Source organism: Stackebrandtia nassauensis DSM 44728, assembly GCF_000024545.1.
GTDB classification, from domain to species: Bacteria; Actinomycetota; Actinomycetes; order Mycobacteriales; family Micromonosporaceae; genus Stackebrandtia; species Stackebrandtia nassauensis.
The window spans coordinates 3,402,851-3,423,988 of sequence record NC_013947.1 but is presented as its reverse complement, the minus strand read 5'-3'; the positions used below and the strand labels follow the sequence as shown (position 1 = coordinate 3,423,988).

Sequence of the window (21,138 nt, the reverse complement as noted above, 5' to 3'; positions counted from 1 at the left end):
ATGATCGCGGTGAGCACCGCCAATGGCGGGATGGTGTTGGCGGAGCAGCGCGGAGGCAGTCCCCGCATGCGAACGAGCGATGCCCAGGTGGTTTCAGATCATCCGGCGCAGCGCTGTCTCCACGGCGTCGATCAGCGGATCGCCCTCGGTGCGGGGGCGCCGCGCCAGACCCAGTTCGACGTCGGGCAGCGCGGGCAGACGCTCGGTGTCGTGACACGCCATCGCGGGTTCGAGGTTGGCGGGCATGTGCGCCGTGACGCCCAACCCGGACCGCAGCGCCGCCAGCACGCTGACGAGGCTGTTGCTCTCGAACGCCACCTCCCAGCGGCGGTCGGTGCGCTGGAGTGTCTCCAATACGGACGTGCGCCACGCGCAGGTGCCCGAGAACAACACCACCGGCAGCGGATCCGCGTCCACGTCGACCCCGTGGCCGACCGCCCACACCAGCGGCAGTTTCACCGTCCACCGTGGTGGCGACGGCAGCGCCGGGACCTCGTTGAGGACGAGCTGGACCCGGCCGGTGTCGAAGGCCTCGCGCATCTCGGCGTCGGACAGGCTGAGCACTTCCAGTCTCGCGCCGGGGTGCAGCCGAGCGAGGTCGGCCAGCGCCTGCGGGAGCCGGGAGTCGGCGAGGTCCTCCAGCAGTCCGACGCCGCAGTGGCCGGTCAGCGCGGTTCCGGTCTTGGCCAGTGCCTGCGCCGACAGCGCCAGGATGCGTTCGGCGTAGGGCAGCAGTTCCTCGCCCGCGCGGGTCGGCGTGACCCCGGTTGTCGCCCGGTGCAGCAGCGAAGCGCCGACGGTGCTTTCGAGTTTGCGCAGCTGCTGGCTGAGGGCGGGCTGGGTGTGGCCCAGCGCGGTGGCCGCGCGGCTGATGCTGCCCGCGCGCACGGCGGTCACGAACGACCGCAGCAGAGCGGTCTCCAGATCACGAGCCATAACAATTCATTATATCGAGTCCAACGAATTAAGGACTTCCTATAGCCCGGGAGTTGGTCTAGCCTCGCCGACGTGACCAGATATCGCCAGGTCCTCGCGGTACCGGGAATGACGCCGCTGTTGGGCATCGCCCTGCTGGGTCGGGCCGCCATCACCGCTGACGCGATCGCGCTGACCATGTACGTCGTGCTCGCCCTGGACCTGAGCTACGCGGCGGCGGGTGTCGTCGTGGCGGTACTGACCGCCGGGGTCGCCGTGGGCGGGCCGGTTTTGGGCCGGATGATCGACCGCCGGGGTCTGCGCGCCGTGCTGCTGGCCACCATCGGCGCGCAGCTGCTGTTCTGGCTGAGCGTGCCAATACTGTCCTATGTGGTGCTGCTGCCCGCCACCCTCGCGGCGGGACTGCTCATGATCCCGGTGCAGCCGGTGACCCGGCAGGCGATCGCCGCGATGACCACGGCGGAACAGCGCCGGGCGGCGTTCGCGCTGGAATCGGTGATGGGGGAGCTGTCGTACATCGTGGGCCCGGCCGTGGTGATCGTGTTCGCGGCGCAGGCATCCGCCGGAACAGCGGCGTGGGGGCTCGGTGCCGCGATCGTCGCGGGCGGTGTCGGCCTCATGTTGCTCAACCCGCCGCTGCGTTCGGCACACGAGGCCGCCGCAAGCCCGGCCGCCCGCCCCACGCGCCGGGAATGGCTGGGCGCGCCCATGATCGCCGTGCTCGTGATGGCCTTCGGCATCACGATGCTGTTGGGCGGCATCGACCTGGCCATCGTGGCCACACTGGAGCACGCCGGGCAGGTCTCGTGGGCGGCGCTGGTCATCGGCGTACTGGGCGCCGCCTCCGTCGTCGGCGGCCTGGTCTACGGCGCCCTGCCCCGGCCGATGCCGACCTGGCTGCTGCTGGGCCTGCTCGGCCTGCTGACGATTCCGGCGGGCCTGGCCCGCGACTGGCCGTGGCTGTGCGTGGCCGTGCTGGGCGCCGGACTCCTCACCGCACCAACACTATCCACTGTGGCCGACGCGGTGAGTCGACTGGCGCCCGCCAGCGTCCGCGGCGAGGCTACCGGCCTGCAGTCCTCGGCACTGAGCACCGGATTCGCGCTTGGCGCCCCGATCGTGGGGGTCGCGATCGACGCGATCTCGCCAGCGGCCGGTTTCGCGACGGCGGGCCTGGCCGGACTGATCGCCGCGCTCGTCGGCCGCGTCCTGATGCGACGCTCGACCCTCACACCGCGTCCGTCCGAACCGGACCAGGCGCGGGCCGCGGTCTAGGCCTCGGCGTCGGTGCCGCGGCTGTCGGCCAGCATCGAACGGTACTCGACCAGCTGCTCGGTGAGCAGATCGCTGAGCCGTTCCTGCGCGGTCACGAAATGCGTGAACGCCGACGTCGCGTCGGCCGACGTCAACGCCGCCATGTCGTGGTCGGCCCACGGCAGTTCCCGCTGCGCCTCCATCCGGTCGGCCGACGCCGTCAGGTGCCGGGCGATCTGACGCTGCTCGGCCGCGATCGCCAGCCACGCCTCCCGCTCCGCCTCGGCGGCGGGATCGTCGGGATTGAGGGACTCGGTGTGGCGGGTGAGCACGTCGGCCATCGCGGCGACCACCTCCGCCATGCGCGTGGGCAGAACAGCGTTGGCCGCCATCCCGGTGCCGCAGGTCGATTCGTCGGTCATGACCCCTCCTCGATTCGGTCAACATGCCGAGTCTAGGGCCCGATCGGCGGCGCGGACACGCGTGAAGGAGGAACAACCGGTAGGGGGTCGCAGGGCATCGCGGCGGGAGCCGTTCGCCTCTAAGCCGCGCCCGGCTCCGCGATCGACAGTGGAAGCCGATGTCCGTCGTTCGCGTTGTCCCTGGGGGGTTCCGATGCGCCGTTTCCTCATCCCGTTGTCGCTGGCCTTCGCCGTCATCGCCATGCCCACCCCGGCCTTCGCCGCCGTCCCCGGCAACGACGAACCCGCCGGCGCGGTGGACCTCGGTTCGCTGCCCGCCGCCGTCACCCAGGACACCACCGAGGCCACCTACACCCCGCACGGCGGCTGCACCAGCGGCGACGCCGGTGCCAACGTCTGGTACACCCTGACCGTCGACGCCGACCAACGCGTCGTCGTCGACACCGCCGGCAGCGACTACAACACCGGCCTCAACGTCTTCGCCGGTGACCCCGACACCGGCGGCTTCGTCGGCTGTTCGGAACGCAACCTGCGCTTCGACGGGTTCAGCGGCGTCACCTACTACATCGAGATCGCCGCCTGCTGCGGCAGCAGCACCGGCGGACAGCTCGCGCTTTCGGTCAGCCAGGCACCCGAACCGCCCGCCGTCTCCGTGACCGTCGACCCGAACGGACAGTTCGACACGGCGGGCCGCGCCACCATCACCGGCACCGCCAGCTGCGCCGCGACCGTCCAGTTCGCCTCCGTGGAGGTCTTCGTTTCGCAACGCGTCGGCCGCGTGATCATCACCGGCCAGAACGGCGCGAACCTCGACTGCGAACCCGGCGGCGCCGAGGTGCCGTGGTCGGTCACGGTCACCGGCGGAAACGGCCTGTACCGAGGCGGTCAGGCCACCGCCTCGGTACAGTCGGTCGGCTGCAACACCTCCGAATGCGCTTCGAACTTCACCGAAGCCGCGGTGCGGCTCAGGCGTTAACCGCAGTTCCACATCGCGGGGTGTTGTTTGTCGTTCTCGTCGACGACCCCGCCGACGATGACGTCGCCCTTCTGGTTGATGTCATGGGCGACGTCGGTGTTCGAGGCGGGGCCTTGGACTCCCGGCAGTTCGGTGACCGCGCCGTCGATGAGCATCGCCGGTTTGTCGTCCTTGGACAGTCCGACTATCGTGCCGTCGGCACTGACCGCTTCCACGACCGGCAGCCCGATCTCAGTGCCGTCGGTGCCTTCCGACAGGTTCCACGCGTACGCCGGAAACGCGCCGATCGGGGCGATGTTCACCGAGACCACGTGGTCACCGCTGATGCTGGTCTTGACGTCCTGGTCGACCATGTCGCCGGGGTCCGGGCGCTTCAGTTCCTCGCCCTTGCCGTCGGCGGTCCACTTCCACAAGTGGACGGTCATGTCCTGGGGATCGATCAACTTTCCGGAGATCGTGCCCTCCTCGTTGATCGAGTACGCCCTGCCGCCGCCGTCCTCGAACGGGTTGTCCAGCAACACGGGCTCGGCATCCGGTGACGGCCACAGCGCCGGGAAGGTCCTGCCCTCATCGTCTTGGGTGTATCCGACGACTTGACCGGCGTTGTTGATGTCCCGGGAGTTGCCCGATTGTCCCTTGGGGACTTTGAGGTTGGTGACCTTGCCGTCCTGGTACAGCCACGGCACGGTGGCCTCCCCGGCGCCGCGGCTGCCGACCATCTGCCCGGAGTCGTTGACGGCCGACGCACCGGTGGTGTCGGACTTCAGTTCCTCGGGCACGATCGCCTTGCCGTCATGCCACAGCACCGGATTGTCCCCGTCTTCGCCGAGAGCGCCGCCAGCGGCGTATTCGCCTGAAGCCGACACGGACCGTGCCTTGACGTCCTTGTCGTATCCGTCCGGGAAGGCGAGTTCGGTCAGTTCGCAGTCCGCTGTGGAGTTCGAGGCGGAGTTCCCGGCGGGGGGCGAACCGTCGGCCACGGCCGACACGACCGGGACGGCGATCGCCGCGGCCGCCACGCCACCGGCCAGCGCCAGCAGCAGCTTGGGACGTGCGTTCATGAGTTCTCCTCGTTGTGCGTGTTCTCGGTGGGGGAGTGCCTAGGGTTGGTAGGCCACGAGTTCGGGGTCGCCGTCGGTGAGTTCGTCCGGCAGCGGCGCTTCGTCGACGACCTCGTCGACGCCGGTGACGAGGGTGGCCCGGTCGTCGAACTGCTGCACCCGCTGACCGGAGCCGGCGATGAGCGCGGCCGACGTCGCGTCGGCGGATTCGTCGCCGTCGATCCAGCCGAGCAGCGGCGTCGCGACCGGCGCGACGTTGGCGGCCGCCTTGTCGTCGTAGGCCAGCAGGGTCCGGCAGGTCGGGTGCTTGGCGGGGTTGGTCGTCTGGTCGGTACTGGTGTCCAGACACATGCGCGAACCGTCCACATCGGTGGACAGGATGTCGGTGATGTACTCGCCGGTGCCCTGCACCGGGCTTTCGGCCAGCACCTGTTCGTCGCCGTCGGGCGTGACCGACACCAGTTCGTTGCCGTCGCTGGCTTCGCGCAGGCTGATCAACATCTCGCCGTCGCCGTCGGGGGAGCGCACCACCACGGTGTCGCGTCCGGCGGGTTCCTGCGAGGGAGTGAACTCGCCGGAGTCGACGTCGTAGAAGCCGTAGCGGTCCTCCTCGCGGCCGGTGTCGATCCACAGGCGCTGCGAGTCGGGGGTCCACACCGGCGGATCGGCGCTGGCGTCGACGATGTCGCGGTCCGGCACCCGGATCTCCGCGTCGTCGGCGACATCGTGGACGTGCAGCTGGCCGTCCTGGTCGAGGTAGCTCAGCAGGACGCCGTCGGGGCTGAACCGGAACGTCTCGGGGTTCGGATCCTCGATGCCGTCCAGCACTTCGGGATCGCCGCCGGGGGTCCAGGTGACGACCTCGGATCCCCGGGTGAAGACGAACCGTCCGTCCAGTTTGGTGGTGAGACGGTCGGTCGAGGCCGCGGGCGGGACACCGTTGCCGCCCTGCGGCAGTGCCGTGGTCGTCCACACCGCGCCGGTGCCCACGGCCAACGCCAGGGCCGCGACCCCGGCCACGGCGATGCGGGTGGTGCGCAGCCGCCGCGCGGTGGCGTGGGTGCGTTCGGTCAGATCGACGGTGCGGGCGCGATCGGCCAGAGCTTTCATGTCGGTTGTCAGGTGGTCGTGCATGCCTGGCTCCTGGTGTTCGTGGTGAGGTCGTGGGACAACTCGGCGCGGATCCGCAGCAGGGCTTTGGCGGTCTGGCTCTTGACGGTGCCGGTCGTGCAGCGCAGTACCTCGGCGGTCTCGACGACGCTGAGGTCCTCGAAGAACCGCAGCACCAGTACGGCGCGTTGCTTGGCGGTGAGGCGCCGCAGGGCGGCCTGGAGTTCCAGCTGCCGCCCGACGTCCTCACTGGAGTCGGACACGGTGCCGGGCTGCTCCCAGCGCTGGTAGTACTGCCGTTCCCTGGTGCGTCTCCGCCACCACCGCACTTGCAGGTGGTACATGGTCTTGCGGGTGTACGCGTCGGCGTTCTCGGTGCGCTGCAGGCGTTTCCAGGCCCGCATCGTTCTGGCCAGCGCTGACTGCACCAGATCCTCGGCCGAATGCTGGTCGCCGGTGAGCAGGTACGCGGCTCGCAGCAGCGCCGGGGTGCGCGCCCGTGCGAACGCGTCGAACTCGCTCACGGGGTCGTCAGTCATGGGCTCTCCCATCGGGTTGGTGACAGTTCCTAGAGACCTGCCGGGTGGAACGGGTTGCCGGGGGAGCGGAGAAAAATCCCGCGACCACCCCAAACCCCACTAGTAATTCAAGATATATCGACACCGAGACATAGCCCTCGAAAACCCACACCCACCCCTCAGCAACCGACAGGAAGCAGTTTTCCCGCCGAGACGGCCGGGTAAGTCCTTAGCCTTGTCGGGGCCGGTCCGATCGGCTCTATCGACGAGCGTGACAAACAGATGAAGGTTCTTACCGGTGGCAATAGTGCCGAACGAAAGTGGAGCCTCGCATGTCGAAACTGGAGCAACTGGAACAACCCGCGCTGACCGACGACGAACTGGCCGCCGTCGACGCGTACTGGCGGGCGGCCAATTACCTGTCGGTCGGGCAGATCTATCTGCTGGACAACCCGTTGCTGACCGAGCCGCTGCGGCCGGAGCACATCAAGCCGCGGTTGCTGGGGCATTGGGGGACCACACCGGGGCTGAACTTCTGTTACGCGCACCTGAACCGGGCGATCAAGGCCCTCGACCTCGACATGATGTTCGTGACCGGGCCGGGCCACGGTGGCCCGGCGCTGCTGGCCAACAGCTGGCTGGAGGGCAGCTACAGCCAGGCGTATCCGGCGGTGGCCCGGGACGGCAAGGGGATGCGGACGTTGTTTCGGCAGTTCTCGTTTCCCGGCGGCGTCCCCAGCCATGTGGCCCCCGAGGTCCCGGGGTCCATTCACGAAGGCGGGGAGCTGGGTTACTCGCTGGCGCACGCCTACGGTGCCGCGTTCGACAATCCCGATCTGATCGTGGCGTGTGTGGTGGGTGACGGCGAGGCCGAGACCGGCCCGCTGGCGACGAGCTGGCACGCCAACAAGTTCTGCGACCCGGTCGGTGACGGGGCGGTGTTGCCGATTCTGCACCTCAATGGCTACAAGATCGCCAACCCGACGGTGCTGGCCCGGATCCCCCGCGACGAACTGGACGCGCTGCTGCGCGGATACGGCCACAAACCATACTATGTGGAGGGTCACGATCCGGAGGCGATGCATCAGGCCATGGCCGAGGTCGTCGACGCCGCGATCGCCGATATCCGGGCCATCCAACGCCAGGCCCGCGACGGCGGGCCGAGCCGACGGCCGCGGTGGCCGATGGTGGTGTTGCGAACCCCCAAGGGCTGGACCGGTCCCGGCAGCGTCGACGGGGTGCCGGTGGAGGGGACCTGGCGGTCGCATCAGGTGCCGCTGTCCGGGGTGCGCGACAACCCGGATCACCTGCGGCAGCTGGAGGAGTGGCTGCGGTCGTACCGGCCGGGCGAGTTGTTCGACGGCGACGGTGCCCCGGTCGCGCGGCTGGGGGAGCTGGTCCCCGACGGGCAGCGACGCATGGGCGCCAATCCGCACGCCAACGGCGGGCTGCTGCTGCGCGACCTGGAGCTTCCCGACTTCCGCGACTACGCGGTCGCGGTGGACCAGCCCGGCGTCACCTCGTCCGAACCCACCCGGGTGTTGGGCCGTTTCCTGCGGGATGTGCTGCGCGACAACGCCGATACGGCGAACTTCCGGCTGTTCGGGCCCGACGAGACCGCTTCGAACCGGCTGGACGCGGTGTACGAGGTGACGGGCAAGGCCTGGCAGTCTCCGATCGTGGACACCGACGAGAACCTGTCCGCGCACGGGCGGGTGGTGGAGGTGTTGTCGGAGCACGTGTGTCAGGGCTGGCTGGAGGGCTATCTGCTGACGGGGCGGCACGGTCTGCTGTCGTGTTATGAGGCTTTCGTCCACATCGTGGATTCGATGTTCAACCAGCACGCGAAGTGGCTGAAGGTGTCGCGGGGCCTGCCGTGGCGGCGGCCGGTGGCGTCGTTGAACTATCTGCTGACCTCGCACGTGTGGCGTCAGGACCACAATGGTTTCTCGCATCAGGATCCGGGTTTCATCGACCATGTGGTCAACAAGAAAGCCGACATCATCCGGGTGTATCTGCCGCCGGACACCAACACGCTGCTGTCGGTCGGGGATCACGTGTTGCGCAGCAAGAACTATGTCAACGTGATCGTGGCGGGTAAGAACGACAGCCCCAACTGGCTCAGCGTCGACGAGGCGGTGCTGCACTGTGCCCGGGGTGCTGGGATCTGGGACTGGGCCGGTACCGAGGCCGAGGGTGAGGAACCCGACGTCGTGTTGGGTTGCGCCGGTGACGCGCCCACACTGGAGGTGCTGGCCGCGGCGTCCCTGCTGCGGCGACATCTTCCGTCTCTGCGGGTGCGGGTCGTCAACGTCGTGGACTTGATGCGGTTGCAGTCGGCGACGGAGCACCCGCACGGCATGACCGATCGGGAGTACGACACGTTGTTCACCGCTGATCGGCCGGTGATCTTCGCGTATCACGGGTACCCGTGGCTGATCCACCGTTTGACGTACCGCCGCAACGGCCACGACAACCTCCACGTGCGCGGGTACAAGGAGGAGGGGACGACCACGACGCCGTTCGACATGCTGGTGCTCAACGACATGGACCGGTTCCAGCTGGTCACCGACGTCATCGACCGGGTGCCGGGGTTGGGTCGTCGTGCCGCCGGGGTGCGGCAGTCGATGCAGGACAACCGGACCCGGCACCGCTACTGGGTGCGGCAGCACGGTGAGGATCTGCCGGAGGTGCGTGACTGGGAATGGTCTGATGGGCGGACGGGGTGATCGTGTGCGGGTTCTGGTGGTCAACGCGGGTTCGTCGAGTCTGAAGCTGCGCCTGTTGGGGCATGACGACGAGTTGGTGTCGTCGGTTGACGTCGCCGAGTCCGACCGTGGCGCGGACCGTGGCGCGATCGAGGAGTTCCTCGACGGTTGTGGTGGTGTCGACGCGGTGGGGCATCGGGTGGTTCACGGTGGCCCGGATTTCGGTGAGGCGGTGCGGTTGTCGGCTTCGGTGCGGGAACGGCTCGCGGCGATCAGCGACCTGGCGCCGCTGCATCAACCCCGGGCGCTGTCGGGGATCGACACCATGGCCGCTTTGTTGCCCCGGGTCGCGGCCGTGGCGTGTTTCGACACCACCTTCCACGCGACGCTGCCACCGGCGGCGGCCGAGTACGCGTTGCCGAGGCGGTGGCGGGATCGGTGGCGGTTGCGTCGCTACGGTTTCCACGGTTTGTCGCATGGTTATGCGGCTCGTCGTGCCGCAGAGTTGTTGGGGAGGCTGGTGGGGGAGTCGCGGATCGTGACGTGTCATCTGGGTGCGGGGGCTTCGCTGGCGGCGGTGGATGGGGGTCGTTCGGTGGACACCACGATGGGGTTCACGCCGTTGGAGGGGGTGGTGATGGCGACCAGGTCGGGCAGTGTGGATCCGGGGTTGTTGTTGTGGCTCATGGACCATGAAGGTCTGTCGATTGCCGAGACCAATCGGGTGTTGGAGCATGAGTCGGGGCTGGCGGGGTTGTCGGATGTCTCGGGTGATATCCGCCGGGTGTACGCCGAGGCTGATTCCGGTGACGTGAACGCGCGCTTGGCCCTGGAGGTGTATGTGCATCGGTTGCGGGCTGGGATCGCGTCGATGGCCGCGGCGATGAATGGTCTGGACGTGTTGGTGTTCACCGGCGGTGTGGGGGAGAACCAGCCCCGGCTTCGCGCGGCCGCTATGGCGGGTTTGGGTTTTGTGGGGGTGGTCGTCGATGAGGACCGCAATGCCGCCGCCGAGGCTGACCGCGTGATCAGTGCGTCAGGGAGTCGGGTGGCGGCGTTGGTGGTGGCGGCTCGGGAGGATCTTGAGATCGCGCGTCAGACCAGGAGTGTGTTGGAGCGGGAGTCGCGGTAACGGCTGGTGGCTGGTGTCGGGGGTGGTCGCGAGTCGTAGTTTCGCGTCGATGACCACGAGTCGTTCGGTTCCGGCAAGTATGGGGTTGAGGGTCAGTTCGGTGACTTCGGGATGGTCGCGGGCCAGTTGGGCCAGTCGCTGCGTGAGGTCTTCCAGTGCGCCGGTGTCGATGGCGTGGCTTCGCAGTAGTGGGGCGGTGCGTAGTGATCGCCACATGGTGGCGATGTCGGGGTCGGTGGCTGGTCGGTAGGTTCTGTCGTTGGTCAGGGTGGCGTTGGCGTCGGTTGGTTCGAGTCTGAGTACCGCTTGGCCGGTGGTGTCGCGTTCGATGGCGGCGGCCAGCGTGACCGTTTCGACGGCGAGTGGTCGCACGACGATGCGCGGCTCGGTGTGCCGGGCGGCTGTGGGGATGCCGTATGTCGTCAGCAGGTGAGCGATTTGGTTTCCGTCTGCGGTTCGCGGTTCGCTGGTGGGGTTGACGGCGTCGAGGTGTTCCAGCAGCAGTGTCGCGATGCCGCGTCCGTGGTGTCTGGGGTCGACGAATACCTCCGCGACACCGTGTTGGCGTTCGTGGCCGCGGTGTTCGTAGAACGCGACCGCGATGATGCGCTCGTGGTCCAGCGCCACCAGGGCTGAGTAGTCCTTGGAGAGTTTGCGCAGGGATGCGTCGTCGGGTGCGACCGGTCGGATTTCGAGGACGTGGCCGTCGCGGGTGATGGCGGCGACCGCGTTGACTTTGGCGGGGTGCCAATGTGTCATCGGGTCTCCCTTCACGTGGTCGCGACGGGTGGTTCGTGGTCATTGTGTGCGTGCCCGCGTGTGGGTGCCAGGGCCGGTCAGGGTGGTCGTGGGCGGGTCTTTGTGGCGGTGGGTGGGGGAGTTCGGCCCTGCTTTGTTCGGGATCACATGGCCCATCGCAAGGTAATTAACCCACTTAATTATATAGTGGGTTAATGAACGATTCCGTGGACACCGGCATCCTCGACCGGCTGCTGCACATCGCCGTGGTGATCCAGCAGGACATGGCCGCCACCTTCTCGGGCACCGGACTCAATCCGGCGCGCGTGCACTTGCTGTGGGTGCTGCGGGAGCGCCAGCCCCAAACGCAGCAGGCTTTGGCGGCGGCGCTCAATGTCACCCCGGCCAACGTGACGGGTCTGGTCGACGCTTTGGAGAAGCATGGTTTCGTCGAGCGGCGCCGTCACCCCGAGGACCGGCGCGCGATCTTGGTGGCGTTGACCGAGCGCGGCGCTGACACGATGCGGGCCATGGCTCGTGATCGGGAGCTGTTCGCGACCGCGCTTGTGGAGGATCTCGACGGGGATGAGCGTCGCCGTCTTCATGACGCGTTGGGTCAGGTGGCCGAGCGCATGGAGGACCTCACTCGTCCGATGCGCGAGTCGAAGGGGGAGGCATGAGCGACACTGTGACGAGTCAGGCGCGCGGCACGTGGGGCCGGGTGGCGAATCTGTTGTGGCGCATGGTCAAGATCGAGGCGCGCGGTTATCAGAGCATGTATCGGTTGGTGTTTCGTCGCCCTCGGGTGCCTTCCGGGGCGGTCGGGTTCGGGTATCACCGCAATGTGCTGATGGTGATGATCGTGTTCGTGGTGATTTCGCTGGTGGAGTTGGTGGTGGTCGACATCATCGTGCGGCAGTGGGTGTTCGTGCGGATTCCGTTGCTGATCTTGGGGGTTTGGGGTGTGGTGTACATGTTCGGGATGTTGTGCGGGATGTTGACTCGCCCGCATGCCATCGGGCCGAAGGGGCTTCGGGTGCGGGACAGTACGGAGGTTGATCTTGATCTGCCGTGGGAGGTCGTGCACGCTGTTGAGCAGCGCACGGTGACCATTCAGGACAAGACCGCGAAGGTTACTGTCGACGATGGTCGCCGGACGTTCAGTCTGCGGATGCAGAAGGAGACCAACATCGAAGTCGAGTTGGAGGAGCCGTTGCGGTTGCGGTTGCCGCACGGCGTCGAGACGATCGACAAGGTGGCCTTCTACGTTGACGACCCGAAGGCTTTCATGCGGCAGATGCTCACCTACGCCTGAACCGCGTGTCAGGTTTCGCGGTACGCGGAGGGTCGTGTCCCGGTGTGGCGCGTGAACGCGGTCGACAGGGCGCCGGGGCTTGCGAAGCCGCAGCGTGTGGCGATCGCGGCGATGGTCAGGTTGGTGCCGCGCAACAGTCGTTTGGCTTCGGCGATGCGCAGCCGGGCGAGGTAGCGGTGCGGCGGGTGGCCGGTGGCCTGTTTGAACACCGTGACGAAGTGGAAGACGCTGAGGTGTACGTGGGCGGCCAGGTCGGCCAGCGTGATCGGTTGGGCCAGTTGGTCGCGCATCATCGTGATGGCCGCGCGCACGCGGGTGTCGTCGCGCGGCGCGCCGTCGGGGGTGTGGCCGCGCTGGTGGCGGGTCAGCAGGTGTGTGGCCAGGAACGCGGCGCTGGTTTCGGCGTACAGGTCGCTGGTTTCGGTGCTATCAGCCAGTTGCCGCAGCAGTTCTTCCACGAGTGCGTCGCCGGTGGCCAGTGACGCGGCCATGGCTTCGTAGTCGACGTCGCGGCCGCCCAACTGGTCGGCGGTCGTCTCGACGGTGGTGCGCGGGATGTGGACCTGGACGCTTCGCATCGGCGAGTCCGATTGGTAGGCGCGGACGAGGGGCTGGCCGGGGATGAGCAGTTCCAGTCGTCCGGGTGCCCAGGTGTGGCGGCGGGCGCGCCCGCCGGTGGTGGTGTGGATCTGTGCCCGGCCCGCGAGGGGCAGCACCAGGTGAATGTCGGACGTGCCGGGCAGTCGCATGTCCTCGGCGACTGTCGCGTGGTCGAAGCGCTGCACCAGTAGCGACTGCCAGCCGTTGTCGTGCCAGCTGCAGTGGGTGCGGCGCACGAATCGGTCCATGTCGAATCCGGTATACGGCTGGAGGTCGAGGACGGCCGAGTCGAACACCATGGGGTTGAGCCTACGACGCTTTGGTCATGTGGGAGGTCAGGGGAATCTCAGGGTCGCGTCCCTGATGTCACGGCCGGGTAACGGGTTCACCATGGGTATCAGCGATCCGGTCACCGCGACCGGTGAAAGGGGAAATGGGGCCATGAGCAAGTTGACGCGACCACGCCAGGGACGGATGATCGCGGGGGTGTGCGCGGCGCTGGCGCAGCGTTTCGGGACCAGCAACACCACGATGCGGGTGTTGTTCGTGCTGTCGTGTCTGTTGCCGGGGCCGCAGTTCCTGCTGTACATCGCGCTGTGGATCTTGATTCCGCAGGAGAAGAACGTCACCTACGCCTATTCACCGTGAGTGTCCAATAGGGTCGCCGCCGCCTGTCGGGCGGCGGCGACCGCGGTCGTCATGCCGCCGACGTAGGCGGCCACGACCGAGCCTTCGTGCAGCATCACCAGTTGGACGGCGAGGTGTTCGTCGTTGATTCCGGCTTGGGTGAGCAGGTCGGTGAACAGGTTCTTGAGCCATTTCTTCTGGTCGGTGGACACGGCTCGGGCGGGGTGGGTGGGGTCGGCCAGTTCGGCGTAGGCGTTGACCATGGCGCAGCCTCGGTAGTTGTCGCCCATCCAGGCGGCGAGGACGTCGAAGGAGGCGAGGATCTTGGCGCGGGGGCCTGGGATGTCGGCCAGTTGGGCGTCGAGGTGGCGGCGCCAGGTGTGGTCGCGTTCGGACAGGTACGCGGTGACCAGGGCTTCTTTGGAGCCGAAGCGGTCGTAGATGGTTTTCTTGGTGACCTTGGCGGTGGCGGCGATGAGGTCCATGCCGACGGTGTTGATGCCGCGTTCGTAGAACAGGGTGCTGGCCACGTCGAGGACGCGGCGGGCGGCGGGGGTCAGGCGGGGTGGGGTGACGGTCGGCATAGCGGCGGCCTCCTGGAACTAGACCACGAGTATACCAACCGGTTTATATACTTCAGTGTCCTATACCGGTCTGTATACCTCTGTGGAAGGACCCCGCGTTGCGAAAGCTACTCGGCTCACTCACCCTGTGGAGCTCCACCGGCCTGGTCGTCATGTGGTCATCGGGCTTCATCGGCGCCGAACTGGGAACCCGCGCCGCCCCCGCCGCCACCCTGCTGGCCTGGCGGTTCGGCCTGGTCGGCCTCGCCGCGACGGTGTGGCTGTCGTGGCGGTGGCGCCGCTTGGCCCCGCGCGACATCGCCGTGCACGCCCTCATCGGCGCCCTGTCCCAGGTCGGCTACGTCTACGGCGTCGTACGCGCCGCCGAACTGGGAGTCTCAGCCGGAACCAGCGCCCTCATCGCGGCCCTGCAACCCATCGTGGCCACCGCCACCGCGGCGGCCCTGCTGGGCGAGAAACTCGGGTGGCGCCTGATCGTGGGACTCGCGGTCGGTCTGGGCGGCACCGGTCTGGTCGTGTCAGCCGACCTCAACTCGAGCGCGTCCGCGGTGTGGTGGGCTTATGCGATCCCGGTGGCGGCGATGCTGAGCCTGGTCGCCGGAACCGTGTACGAACGCCGCGCCCACCGTGGCCGCCAACCCGTCGCCATGGCCGACGCCCTGGCGGTGCAGTTCGTGGTCAGCGGCCTGGCGTTCGTGGCCATCGCCGCGGCCAGCGGCACCCTCATCCCCCCGGCGCGCGTCGAATTCTGGGTCGCGGTGGCGTGGGTGATCGTGCTGTCCACCATCGGCGGCTACGGCTGCTATTGGACGGTCGTGGCCCACGGCGGCGTCACCCGGGTCTCGGCACTGCTGTACCTGACACCCCCGGCCACCGCCATATGGGCGTGGGCGATGTTCGGCCAACCGCTGACCGTGTTGTCGCTGGCCGGGATGGCGGTGTCGGCCGCCGCGGTGGCACTCATCCTCGCACCCTCCCGACGCCGCGCACCCGCCCCCGCGCCTCGACGTGTCGAGACGCCCCAATGCGAACCGGCCGCGACGTGACCGCGGCTCTGCCCCGCGCCCGGCGGGACAGTATGCACGGCAACCGGATGGCCGGTTTCGGGCCCCGGCCGCGCTGAGCGGCCAGGGTAAGGCGGTGGCGGCGTCGTTCAAGAGGCGGTACGACGTCGCCACCGCTCACGTCCCGTAGCGTTTCTGGGCCCTGGCCTGGGCGCGTTCGCGTTCGACCTCGCGGTCGCGCGGCGGCGCGGTGGTCACCAGTTGCTCCAGCAGCGTCGCCGTCGCCGCCGTCACGGCCGCGACCGCCGCGTCGAACGCGGCCTGGTTGGCCTGCGACGGTTTCGTCGTCCCGGCGACCTTGCGCACGTACTGCAACGCGGCGTCGTGGATCTCGGTGTCGGTGGCCGGGGGAGCGAAGTTGTGCAGGCGGCGAATGTTTCGGCACATACCCACAACCTAACCCGAGGCGGTGACACCACCGCCGCCGAAAAGCCACACCCACCACACCCGAATCGCCGGATATCAAGCGCCGCACAAGAAGTCCGTCGCCGCCAGCGCACGCGGCCTTAGCCTGTGTTCGTTGCGTGACACGGAGACCCGAGTCTTCCACCCGGCAGCCGCGCAACTGTCCACATCGCCAAACGCGAAGGGCGACGCCGTGACCACCCACGCGACCACCCCCGCCACGACGACGCAATGGCAGCAACTGTGCGTCGGCCTGACCTCCCTGCACCGTGCCAGTGCCTCGGGCCATTGCCTGGCCTGCTCGCGGGCACTGGCATATCCGGTACCGCACCCGTGCCCGCGTTCGCGCATGGCCGCGCCGGTCGTGGCCGCCATCGGCCGCGACGCCGTGTTTCGGGCTTTCGGTGTCGCCGACGCCTCCGGCCGGGACCGGCACTCACACAACTGACCCGTCGGGCGGTGTTCAGCCGTCCAGCGCCAACGCCAGCGGGCACACCGCGGCGGCTCCGGCCAGCCGCAGCTGCCGGGCGGCGACGGTCGCGCTCCACCCGGAGTCGCGCAGGTCGTCGACCAGCAGCACCACCGCGCCGTCGGCGACCGGTGGCGGTTGGAAGGTGTCCCACACCTGCCGTAGCCGCTGGGCACTGTTGCTGGCGCCGGTGCGCGACGGCGCGGCCGCGTCACGTCGCATCGCCCCGGCGTAGTCCATGCGCCCCACTTCGGCGATGCGCCGCGCCAGACCGTCGACCAGACCCGGGCGACTGCGGGACCCCATGGACACGACCGTGTCGGGGCGTTTGGGCCAATCCCACGCGGCCAGCACTTTCACCACCGCCGCGAACATCGCCTCATCCACGGCCGTGTCGCCGCTGTCGGCGAACAGGGCGCGCAGCGCGCCGCCCCAGCCGATGTCCGACAGCCTGGCCAGGACTCGGCCGGTCTCGGCGCGTTCGTCAACGGGGATCTTGCCCGCGACGTCGATACCGGCCGCGGCCATCCCGGGCGGCCACATGCGCCGGGGTTCGGTGGCCACGCCGGGCCGGTTGAGGCTGGCCTCGGCCGCGGCCAACGCCTCGACCGGCAGCGGCTCGTCGAAGGCGGTGCCCGCGCAGTTGTCGCATCTGCCGCACGCGTTGGCGTCAGCGTCGTCGAGTTCGGTACGCAAAAACGCCATCCGGCATTCGGTGGTGGCCGCGTAGTCGAGCATGCGTCGCTGTTCGGCGCGACGCGTTTGGGCGACGCGTTCGTACCGGTCCCGGTCGTACTCCCAGTCGCGGCCGGTGTGCTGCCAGCCGCCCTTGACGCGTTTGACGGCGCCGTCGACGTCGAGGACCTTGAGCATCATCTCCAGGCGGTTGCGGCTCAAGTCGACCCGCGACTCCAACACGGCACTGGACAGTGGACGGTCCGCCTCGGCCAGCACCTCAAGGGTCTTTCGCACCACGTCCTCGGCCGGAAACGCCAACGACGCGAAATAGTCCCACACGCGCGTGTCCTCACGGCCCGGCAGCAACACGACCTCGGCGCGGTCGCGGGCACGCCCGGCGCGCCCCACCTGCTGGTAGTACGCCACCGGCGACGGCGGTGCCCCATAGTGGACCACGAAACCCAGGTCGGGTTTGTCGAAACCCATCCCCAGCGCACTGGTCGCGATCAGCGCCTTGACGCGGTTGCCCAACAGGTCGTCTTCCAGGCGCAGCCGCTCCCCGGTGTCGGTTTGGCCACTGTAGGCGGCCACGTCATGGCCCTGGCCGCGCAAATGTTCGGCGATGTCGTGGGCGGCGGCCACGGTGAGGGTGTAGATGATGCCGCTGCCGTCGAGTCGGTGCAGCCACGTGTCCAGCCACGCCAGGCGCCGCGCGTTGTCGTCGACATCGACCACCGACAACCGCAGCGAGGACCGATCCAGGCCGCCGCGCAACACCAGCGTGTCGCCGCCGAGCTGTTCGGCCACGTCTGCCGACACCCGGGCGTTGGCGGTGGCGGTGGTCGCCAGCACCGGCACCTGCGGCGACAAACCCGCCAAAAACGTCTTCAACCGTCGATAGTCGGGCCGAAAGTCGTGACCCCAGTCGGAGATACAGTGCGCCTCGTCCACGACCAGCATGCCCGCGGCCGCCGCCAGTTTCGGCAACACCAGGTCCCGAAAATCCGGGTTGTTGAGCCGCTCGGGGCTGACCAGCAGCACATCGACGGCGTCGGCGGCCACATCGGCGAAGATCTCGTCCCACTCGTGCGTGTTGGCCGAGTTCACGGTGCGGGCGTTGATCCCCGCGCTTTCGGCCGCGGCGATCTGGTTGCGCATCAGGGCCAGCAGCGGCGACACGATCACCGTCGGGCCCGCGCCCTGATCACGCAACAGCCGGGTCGCCACGAAGTACACCGCCGACTTCCCGAAACCGGTGCGCTGCACCAGCAACACCCGCCGCCGGTCGGTCACCAGCGACGCGATCGCGGTGGCCTGATCGCGTCGCAGTACCGCCTCGGGCCCGGCCAGTGACTCAAGGACCGTTTGCGCCTTGTCCAGCACCTCGTTCATGACGCCTCCCCTGTAAGCGTCACCGGCTCCTACACCGCGTAGGTGACGGTGACGGGCGCGTGGTCCGACCAGCGCGCGTCGTGTGTGGCGGCGCGTTCCACCACCGCGGTCTTAGCCGCCTCGGCCAGGCCCGGGGTGGCGATGTGGTAGTCGATGCGCCAGCCTGCGTCGTTGTCGAAGGCGCGGCCACGGTACGACCACCACGAATACGGGCCCGGCCCCTCAGGGTGCAGGCGACGCGCCACATCGACGTACCCGATGTCGTCGAACACGCGGGTCATCCATTCGCGTTCCTCGGGCAGGAACCCGGCGGTCTTCTTGTTCGCCTTCCAGTTCTTCAGGTCGATTTCCTGGTGGGCGATGTTCCAGTCGCCGCAGATGACGACGTGACGGTTGTCGGCCTCGGCGCGTTTACGCAACGCGACCAGGTACTCGGCGAACTCGGCCATGAACCGTTCCTTCTGGTCCTGGCGGGGCGTGCCGGTCTCACCCGAGGGCAGGTACAGGCTGGCCACGGTCACACCGGGCAGGTCGACCTCCAGGTACCGGCCCGACACGTCGAACTCCTCCGAACCGAACCCCACCTGCACGCGCGCCGGGGTCTCGCGACTGAGCACGGCCACTCCGGCGCGGCCCTTGTCGGCGGCCGGGGCCACGATCATGTGCCAGCCGTCGACGTCGCGCACCTCGACGGGCACCTGTTCGTCGGTGGCGCGCACCTCCTGCAGACACACCACGTCAGCGGTGGTGTCGCTCAGCCATTCCACGAACCCCTTGCGGGCCGCGGCTCGAATCCCGTTGACGTTGGCGGTCGTAACAGTCAGCACGAGCCGCACCTTACCCGGTGGCACGGACAACCCGGCGCCCACGCCAGCGCCCCGCCGCGACGGCGGGCCATAACCTGTGCGTCGTGGCCGAAATCGATCGTCAAAGTGCCCGCGTGTTGTGCCTGGACGCCCACGACCGGGTCCTGATGTTGTGCTGGCGTGACCCCGTCGACGCCCACCTGCTGTGGGAGCCGCCCGGCGGCGGCATCGAAGCCGGTGAGACGCCCGCGCAGGCCGCCCGGCGCGAACTGGCCGAGGAAACCGGCCTGACCCCGCGCCAGTGGGCGCCGGGTTCCATCGACGTGACGGTGACGGTGCGCTGGAAGGGCCAGGTGTTCGAAGCCACCGAACCCTATTTCCTGGCCCGTGTCGACGCCACCGCCCCGGACCTGTCGCGTGAAGGTCTCCAGGACTACGAGACCACGTCGCTGGTGGAACACCGTTGGGTCGCCTGGGACGCCATGGCCGAGCTGCCGCACGAATCCACACCGCCGGACATCCCCACCATCCTGTCGCGGCTCGACCCGTCCGGTCCCTGGGCGCGGTAAACAAAACTCCGCCAACAGCCGGTACAACCTGACCCGGTCGGCGTCGGCGGGGATCTCGCCGTACCGCCACCACACCCGCTTGTCCAAACCGCCCGCCCGCCAACCCCGGGTGGCCGCGGCCAGATCCGTGTAACGGTCGGCGACCCCCAACCGCGCCACATCCAGTACCGCCGCCACCCGTCGCGTACGCGCGTCGATGAGCACACTGTCGGGCCGCAGATCCCCGTGACACACCACCGGCTCCTCCCGCCCGACCCACAACGCCTTCGCGATCAGGCTGGTCAACTTCGCCATCGGATCGCGGGAGCGGATCTCGGCGAACAGGCACGCCTCCTTGGCGCGCGGAATCGTCACCCGCAACCGGCGATCGAACGGGCAGCCGCGATGGTCGATGCCGTGCACGGCGCGGGCGACGTCGGCGACCGCGTCACAAGCCGCCAGGCGCTGCTCACTCGCAACCTGGTCGGCGGGCACGGCGTCGTCGGGTAGCCGCAGCACCAGGTATTCGTCGTCGCCCATCACCCCGGTGTCAACAACCTCCGGGACCGGGATGCCGTGCCCCGCGAGCCACGCCAAGCGCCGGGCCTCACCGCACGGCCCGTGATCCTCATCGATGAGGTCTTCTTCCAACGCGATCTTCACGACCAGGCGATACCGCCCGGTCAACGCGTAGGTGCGCACCCCCAGAATCGGTCGCGCCGCTTCGAGCCTGCGCCACCGGTAATCGGGATAGGTCAACCGCAGCGCGGTGTCGACGAGACTGGTCATGCCGCACATGATGCGGCGCCGTGTCAAACCAGTCGCACACCGTAACGATTCAGGCCCGGGGCAGCGACTGGCGCGGGAACACCACGGCCGTCAGCTCCTGCGACACCTCCCACAACCGCTTGGCCACCTCGGCGTCCTTGGCGGCCGCCGACCGGCCCACCAGCTTCGGGGCGCCACGGGTTTCGAACAGCCCCTTAGGTCCGGCGTAGCTGTCGCCGGGTACGTCGGTCACGGCCGCGTACAGCGTCGGCAGCGCACCGGCAGCCTCGCTTTGCGCGACAACCCTGGTCACCGCCTTTGAGACGGTGTGCAGCAGGCGGCTGCGTCCCGGCCGCAGCAGGTTCGTGGCCGCGAAACCCGGGTGCGCGGCGGTGGCGATCACCGACGAACCGGCCTGGCTCAGGCGCCGCTGCAACTCGGTGGTGAACAGCAGGTTGGCCAGTTTGGACTGCCCGTAGGCCCGCATCGCCCGGTAGGGCTTGCGTTGCCAGTTGAGGTCGTCGAAGTCGATGGCGCCGCCGTGGTGAGCCATCGACGCCACGGTCACGACCCGGTCGCGCACCTGGGGCAGCAGCAGGTTCGTCAACGCGAAGTGCCCCAGGTGGTTGGTCCCGAACTGCAGCTCGAAACCGTCGGCGGTGCGCGTCAGCGGCGGGATCATGACCCCGGCGTTGTTGACGAGCACGTCGATGGGGTCGGTGAAGTCCTCGGCGAAGGCCCGCACCGACGCCAGGTCGGCCAGATCGAGGCGCTTCACCTCGACCTGGCCGGTCATGGTCGCTGCGGCGGCGCGGCCTTTGGCCTCGTCGCGCACGGCCAGCACGACGCGGGCGTCGCGTTCGGCCAGGACTTTGGCGGCGATGCGGCCGATGCCGCTGTTGGCGCCGGTGACGACGAAGGTGCGGCCCGCCTGGGAGCCGATGCTGGACGCATTGAATGTTGTCATGAGCCACAAAGTAGTCGACGACAACAATGTTGTCAACGAAAACTCGCTTGCTATGGTGGA

At 68.5% G+C, this 21,138-nt stretch carries 22 protein-coding genes and 1 pseudogene; 10 read left to right on the top strand and 13 right to left on the bottom strand.

Features of this window, described 5'->3' with window-relative positions; all coding sequences use genetic code 11:
- Positions 1-93 precede the first annotated feature (93 nt).
- The gene (locus tag SNAS_RS15995; protein WP_013018485.1) at positions 94-936 is read right to left on the bottom strand and encodes a LysR family transcriptional regulator; all 843 of its coding nucleotides are present in this window, start codon (positions 934-936) and stop codon (positions 94-96) included.
- 72 nt (positions 937-1,008) lie between these two features.
- On the opposite strand from SNAS_RS15995, the gene SNAS_RS15990 reads away from it, so the two are divergent.
- Positions 1,009-2,211: an MFS transporter gene (locus tag SNAS_RS15990; RefSeq protein WP_041624945.1), complete on the top strand. Its 1,203-nt coding sequence runs from the start codon at positions 1,009-1,011 to the stop codon at positions 2,209-2,211.
- Here SNAS_RS15990 and SNAS_RS15985 read toward each other — a convergent pair.
- Positions 2,208-2,612 (bottom strand): hypothetical protein, encoded by a 405-nt coding sequence (locus tag SNAS_RS15985; RefSeq protein ID WP_013018483.1) that lies wholly within the window; start codon positions 2,610-2,612, stop codon positions 2,208-2,210. The two genes, SNAS_RS15990 and SNAS_RS15985, sit on opposite strands and share 4 nt — an antisense overlap.
- A 193-nt stretch (positions 2,613-2,805) precedes the next feature.
- On the opposite strand from SNAS_RS15985, the gene SNAS_RS15980 reads away from it, so the two are divergent.
- Positions 2,806-3,588, top strand: coding sequence for a hypothetical protein (locus tag SNAS_RS15980; protein WP_013018482.1), 783 nt, complete (start codon positions 2,806-2,808; stop codon positions 3,586-3,588).
- Here SNAS_RS15980 and SNAS_RS15975 read toward each other — a convergent pair.
- Genes SNAS_RS15975 through SNAS_RS15965 form a run of 3 tightly spaced genes read right to left on the bottom strand, consistent with a single transcriptional unit; the run spans position 3,585 to position 6,298 of the window.
- Positions 3,585-4,649: a hypothetical protein gene (locus SNAS_RS15975; RefSeq protein ID WP_013018481.1), complete on the bottom strand. Its 1,065-nt coding sequence runs from the start codon at positions 4,647-4,649 to the stop codon at positions 3,585-3,587. The genes SNAS_RS15980 and SNAS_RS15975 overlap by 4 nt on opposite strands.
- 39 nt (positions 4,650-4,688) lie before the next feature.
- Complete coding sequence (locus SNAS_RS15970) at positions 4,689-5,783, bottom strand: hypothetical protein (RefSeq protein WP_013018480.1); 1,095 nt, start codon at positions 5,781-5,783, stop codon at positions 4,689-4,691.
- Positions 5,768-6,298 carry a SigE family RNA polymerase sigma factor gene (locus tag SNAS_RS15965; protein WP_013018479.1) on the bottom strand — a complete coding sequence of 177 codons (531 nt, stop codon included), beginning with the start codon at positions 6,296-6,298 and terminating at the stop codon, positions 5,768-5,770. Before SNAS_RS15965 ends, SNAS_RS15970 begins: the two co-directional genes overlap by 16 nt.
- Before the next feature lie 311 nt (positions 6,299-6,609).
- On the opposite strand from SNAS_RS15965, the gene SNAS_RS15960 reads away from it, so the two are divergent.
- Positions 6,610-9,006 (top strand): phosphoketolase family protein, encoded by a 2,397-nt coding sequence (locus SNAS_RS15960; RefSeq protein WP_013018478.1) that lies wholly within the window; start codon positions 6,610-6,612, stop codon positions 9,004-9,006.
- Positions 8,990-10,117, top strand: coding sequence for an acetate/propionate family kinase (locus SNAS_RS34125; protein WP_013018477.1), 1,128 nt, complete (start codon positions 8,990-8,992; stop codon positions 10,115-10,117). The genes SNAS_RS15960 and SNAS_RS34125 overlap by 17 nt, the downstream gene beginning before the upstream one ends.
- On the opposite strand, the gene SNAS_RS15955 is transcribed toward SNAS_RS34125, so the two are convergent.
- Positions 10,022-10,876 (bottom strand): GNAT family N-acetyltransferase, encoded by an 855-nt coding sequence (locus SNAS_RS15955; RefSeq protein WP_013018476.1) that lies wholly within the window; start codon positions 10,874-10,876, stop codon positions 10,022-10,024. The two genes, SNAS_RS34125 and SNAS_RS15955, sit on opposite strands and share 96 nt — an antisense overlap.
- Positions 10,877-11,070: 194 nt before the next feature.
- Between SNAS_RS15955 and SNAS_RS15950 the strand changes: the two genes are divergently transcribed.
- Together SNAS_RS15950 and SNAS_RS15945 are read left to right on the top strand one after the other, a co-directional pair.
- Positions 11,071-11,535, top strand: a complete 465-nt coding sequence (locus tag SNAS_RS15950; protein WP_013018475.1) for a MarR family winged helix-turn-helix transcriptional regulator — start codon at positions 11,071-11,073, stop codon at positions 11,533-11,535.
- Positions 11,532-12,170 carry a hypothetical protein gene (locus SNAS_RS15945; RefSeq protein WP_013018474.1) on the top strand — a complete coding sequence of 213 codons (639 nt, stop codon included), beginning with the start codon at positions 11,532-11,534 and terminating at the stop codon, positions 12,168-12,170. Before SNAS_RS15950 ends, SNAS_RS15945 begins: the two co-directional genes overlap by 4 nt.
- Before the next feature lie 8 nt (positions 12,171-12,178).
- Here the strand turns inward: SNAS_RS15945 and SNAS_RS15940 are convergent, their stop codons facing one another.
- On the bottom strand, positions 12,179-13,069 hold the full coding sequence (locus tag SNAS_RS15940) for an AraC family transcriptional regulator (protein ID WP_013018473.1): 891 nt from the start codon (positions 13,067-13,069) through the stop codon (positions 12,179-12,181).
- A 142-nt stretch (positions 13,070-13,211) separates the two neighbouring features.
- On the opposite strand from SNAS_RS15940, the gene SNAS_RS15935 reads away from it, so the two are divergent.
- Positions 13,212-13,418 (top strand): PspC domain-containing protein, encoded by a 207-nt coding sequence (locus SNAS_RS15935; RefSeq protein WP_013018472.1) that lies wholly within the window; start codon positions 13,212-13,214, stop codon positions 13,416-13,418.
- Here the strand turns inward: SNAS_RS15935 and SNAS_RS15930 are convergent.
- A complete protein-coding gene (locus SNAS_RS15930) occupies positions 13,406-13,981 on the bottom strand; it encodes a TetR/AcrR family transcriptional regulator (RefSeq protein ID WP_013018471.1) in 576 nt (191 codons plus the stop codon). The genes SNAS_RS15935 and SNAS_RS15930 overlap by 13 nt on opposite strands.
- Positions 13,982-14,079: 98 nt before the next feature.
- Between SNAS_RS15930 and SNAS_RS15925 the strand changes: the two genes are divergently transcribed.
- The gene (locus SNAS_RS15925) at positions 14,080-15,027 is read left to right on the top strand and encodes a DMT family transporter (RefSeq protein ID WP_013018470.1); all 948 of its coding nucleotides are present in this window, start codon (positions 14,080-14,082) and stop codon (positions 15,025-15,027) included.
- Between the two features lie 135 nt (positions 15,028-15,162).
- Here SNAS_RS15925 and SNAS_RS15920 read toward each other — a convergent pair whose 3' ends face one another.
- Positions 15,163-15,432 carry a DUF2277 domain-containing protein gene (locus tag SNAS_RS15920; protein ID WP_013018469.1) on the bottom strand — a complete coding sequence of 90 codons (270 nt, stop codon included), beginning with the start codon at positions 15,430-15,432 and terminating at the stop codon, positions 15,163-15,165.
- Positions 15,433-15,565: 133 nt separating this feature from the next.
- Here SNAS_RS15920 and SNAS_RS35165 point away from each other — a divergent pair, with 133 nt between their 5' ends.
- Positions 15,566-15,898, top strand: a complete 333-nt coding sequence (locus SNAS_RS35165) for a hypothetical protein (protein ID WP_144300512.1) — start codon at positions 15,566-15,568, stop codon at positions 15,896-15,898.
- Positions 15,899-15,913: 15 nt separating this feature from the next.
- On the opposite strand, the gene SNAS_RS15915 is transcribed toward SNAS_RS35165, so the two are convergent.
- Together SNAS_RS15915 and SNAS_RS15910 are read right to left on the bottom strand one after the other, a co-directional pair.
- Positions 15,914-17,989 carry a RecQ family ATP-dependent DNA helicase gene (locus tag SNAS_RS15915; RefSeq protein WP_013018467.1) on the bottom strand — a complete coding sequence of 692 codons (2,076 nt, stop codon included), beginning with the start codon at positions 17,987-17,989 and terminating at the stop codon, positions 15,914-15,916.
- Between the two features lie 29 nt (positions 17,990-18,018).
- The gene (locus SNAS_RS15910) at positions 18,019-18,816 is read right to left on the bottom strand and encodes an exodeoxyribonuclease III (RefSeq protein ID WP_013018466.1); all 798 of its coding nucleotides are present in this window, start codon (positions 18,814-18,816) and stop codon (positions 18,019-18,021) included.
- Positions 18,817-18,899: 83 nt separating this feature from the next.
- Between SNAS_RS15910 and SNAS_RS36755 the strand changes: the two genes are divergently transcribed.
- Positions 18,900-19,364 (top strand): NUDIX hydrolase, encoded by a 465-nt coding sequence (locus SNAS_RS36755; RefSeq protein ID WP_041624941.1) that lies wholly within the window; start codon positions 18,900-18,902, stop codon positions 19,362-19,364.
- A gap of 48 nt (positions 19,365-19,412) precedes the next feature.
- On the opposite strand, the pseudogene SNAS_RS36750 reads toward SNAS_RS36755, so the two are convergent.
- Positions 19,413-20,132, bottom strand: a pseudogene (locus SNAS_RS36750) (phosphotransferase); the annotation flags it as partial.
- A 49-nt stretch (positions 20,133-20,181) separates the two neighbouring features.
- Positions 20,182-21,078, bottom strand: coding sequence for an oxidoreductase (locus SNAS_RS15900; RefSeq protein WP_013018464.1), 897 nt, complete (start codon positions 21,076-21,078; stop codon positions 20,182-20,184).
- Positions 21,079-21,138 lie beyond the last annotated feature (60 nt).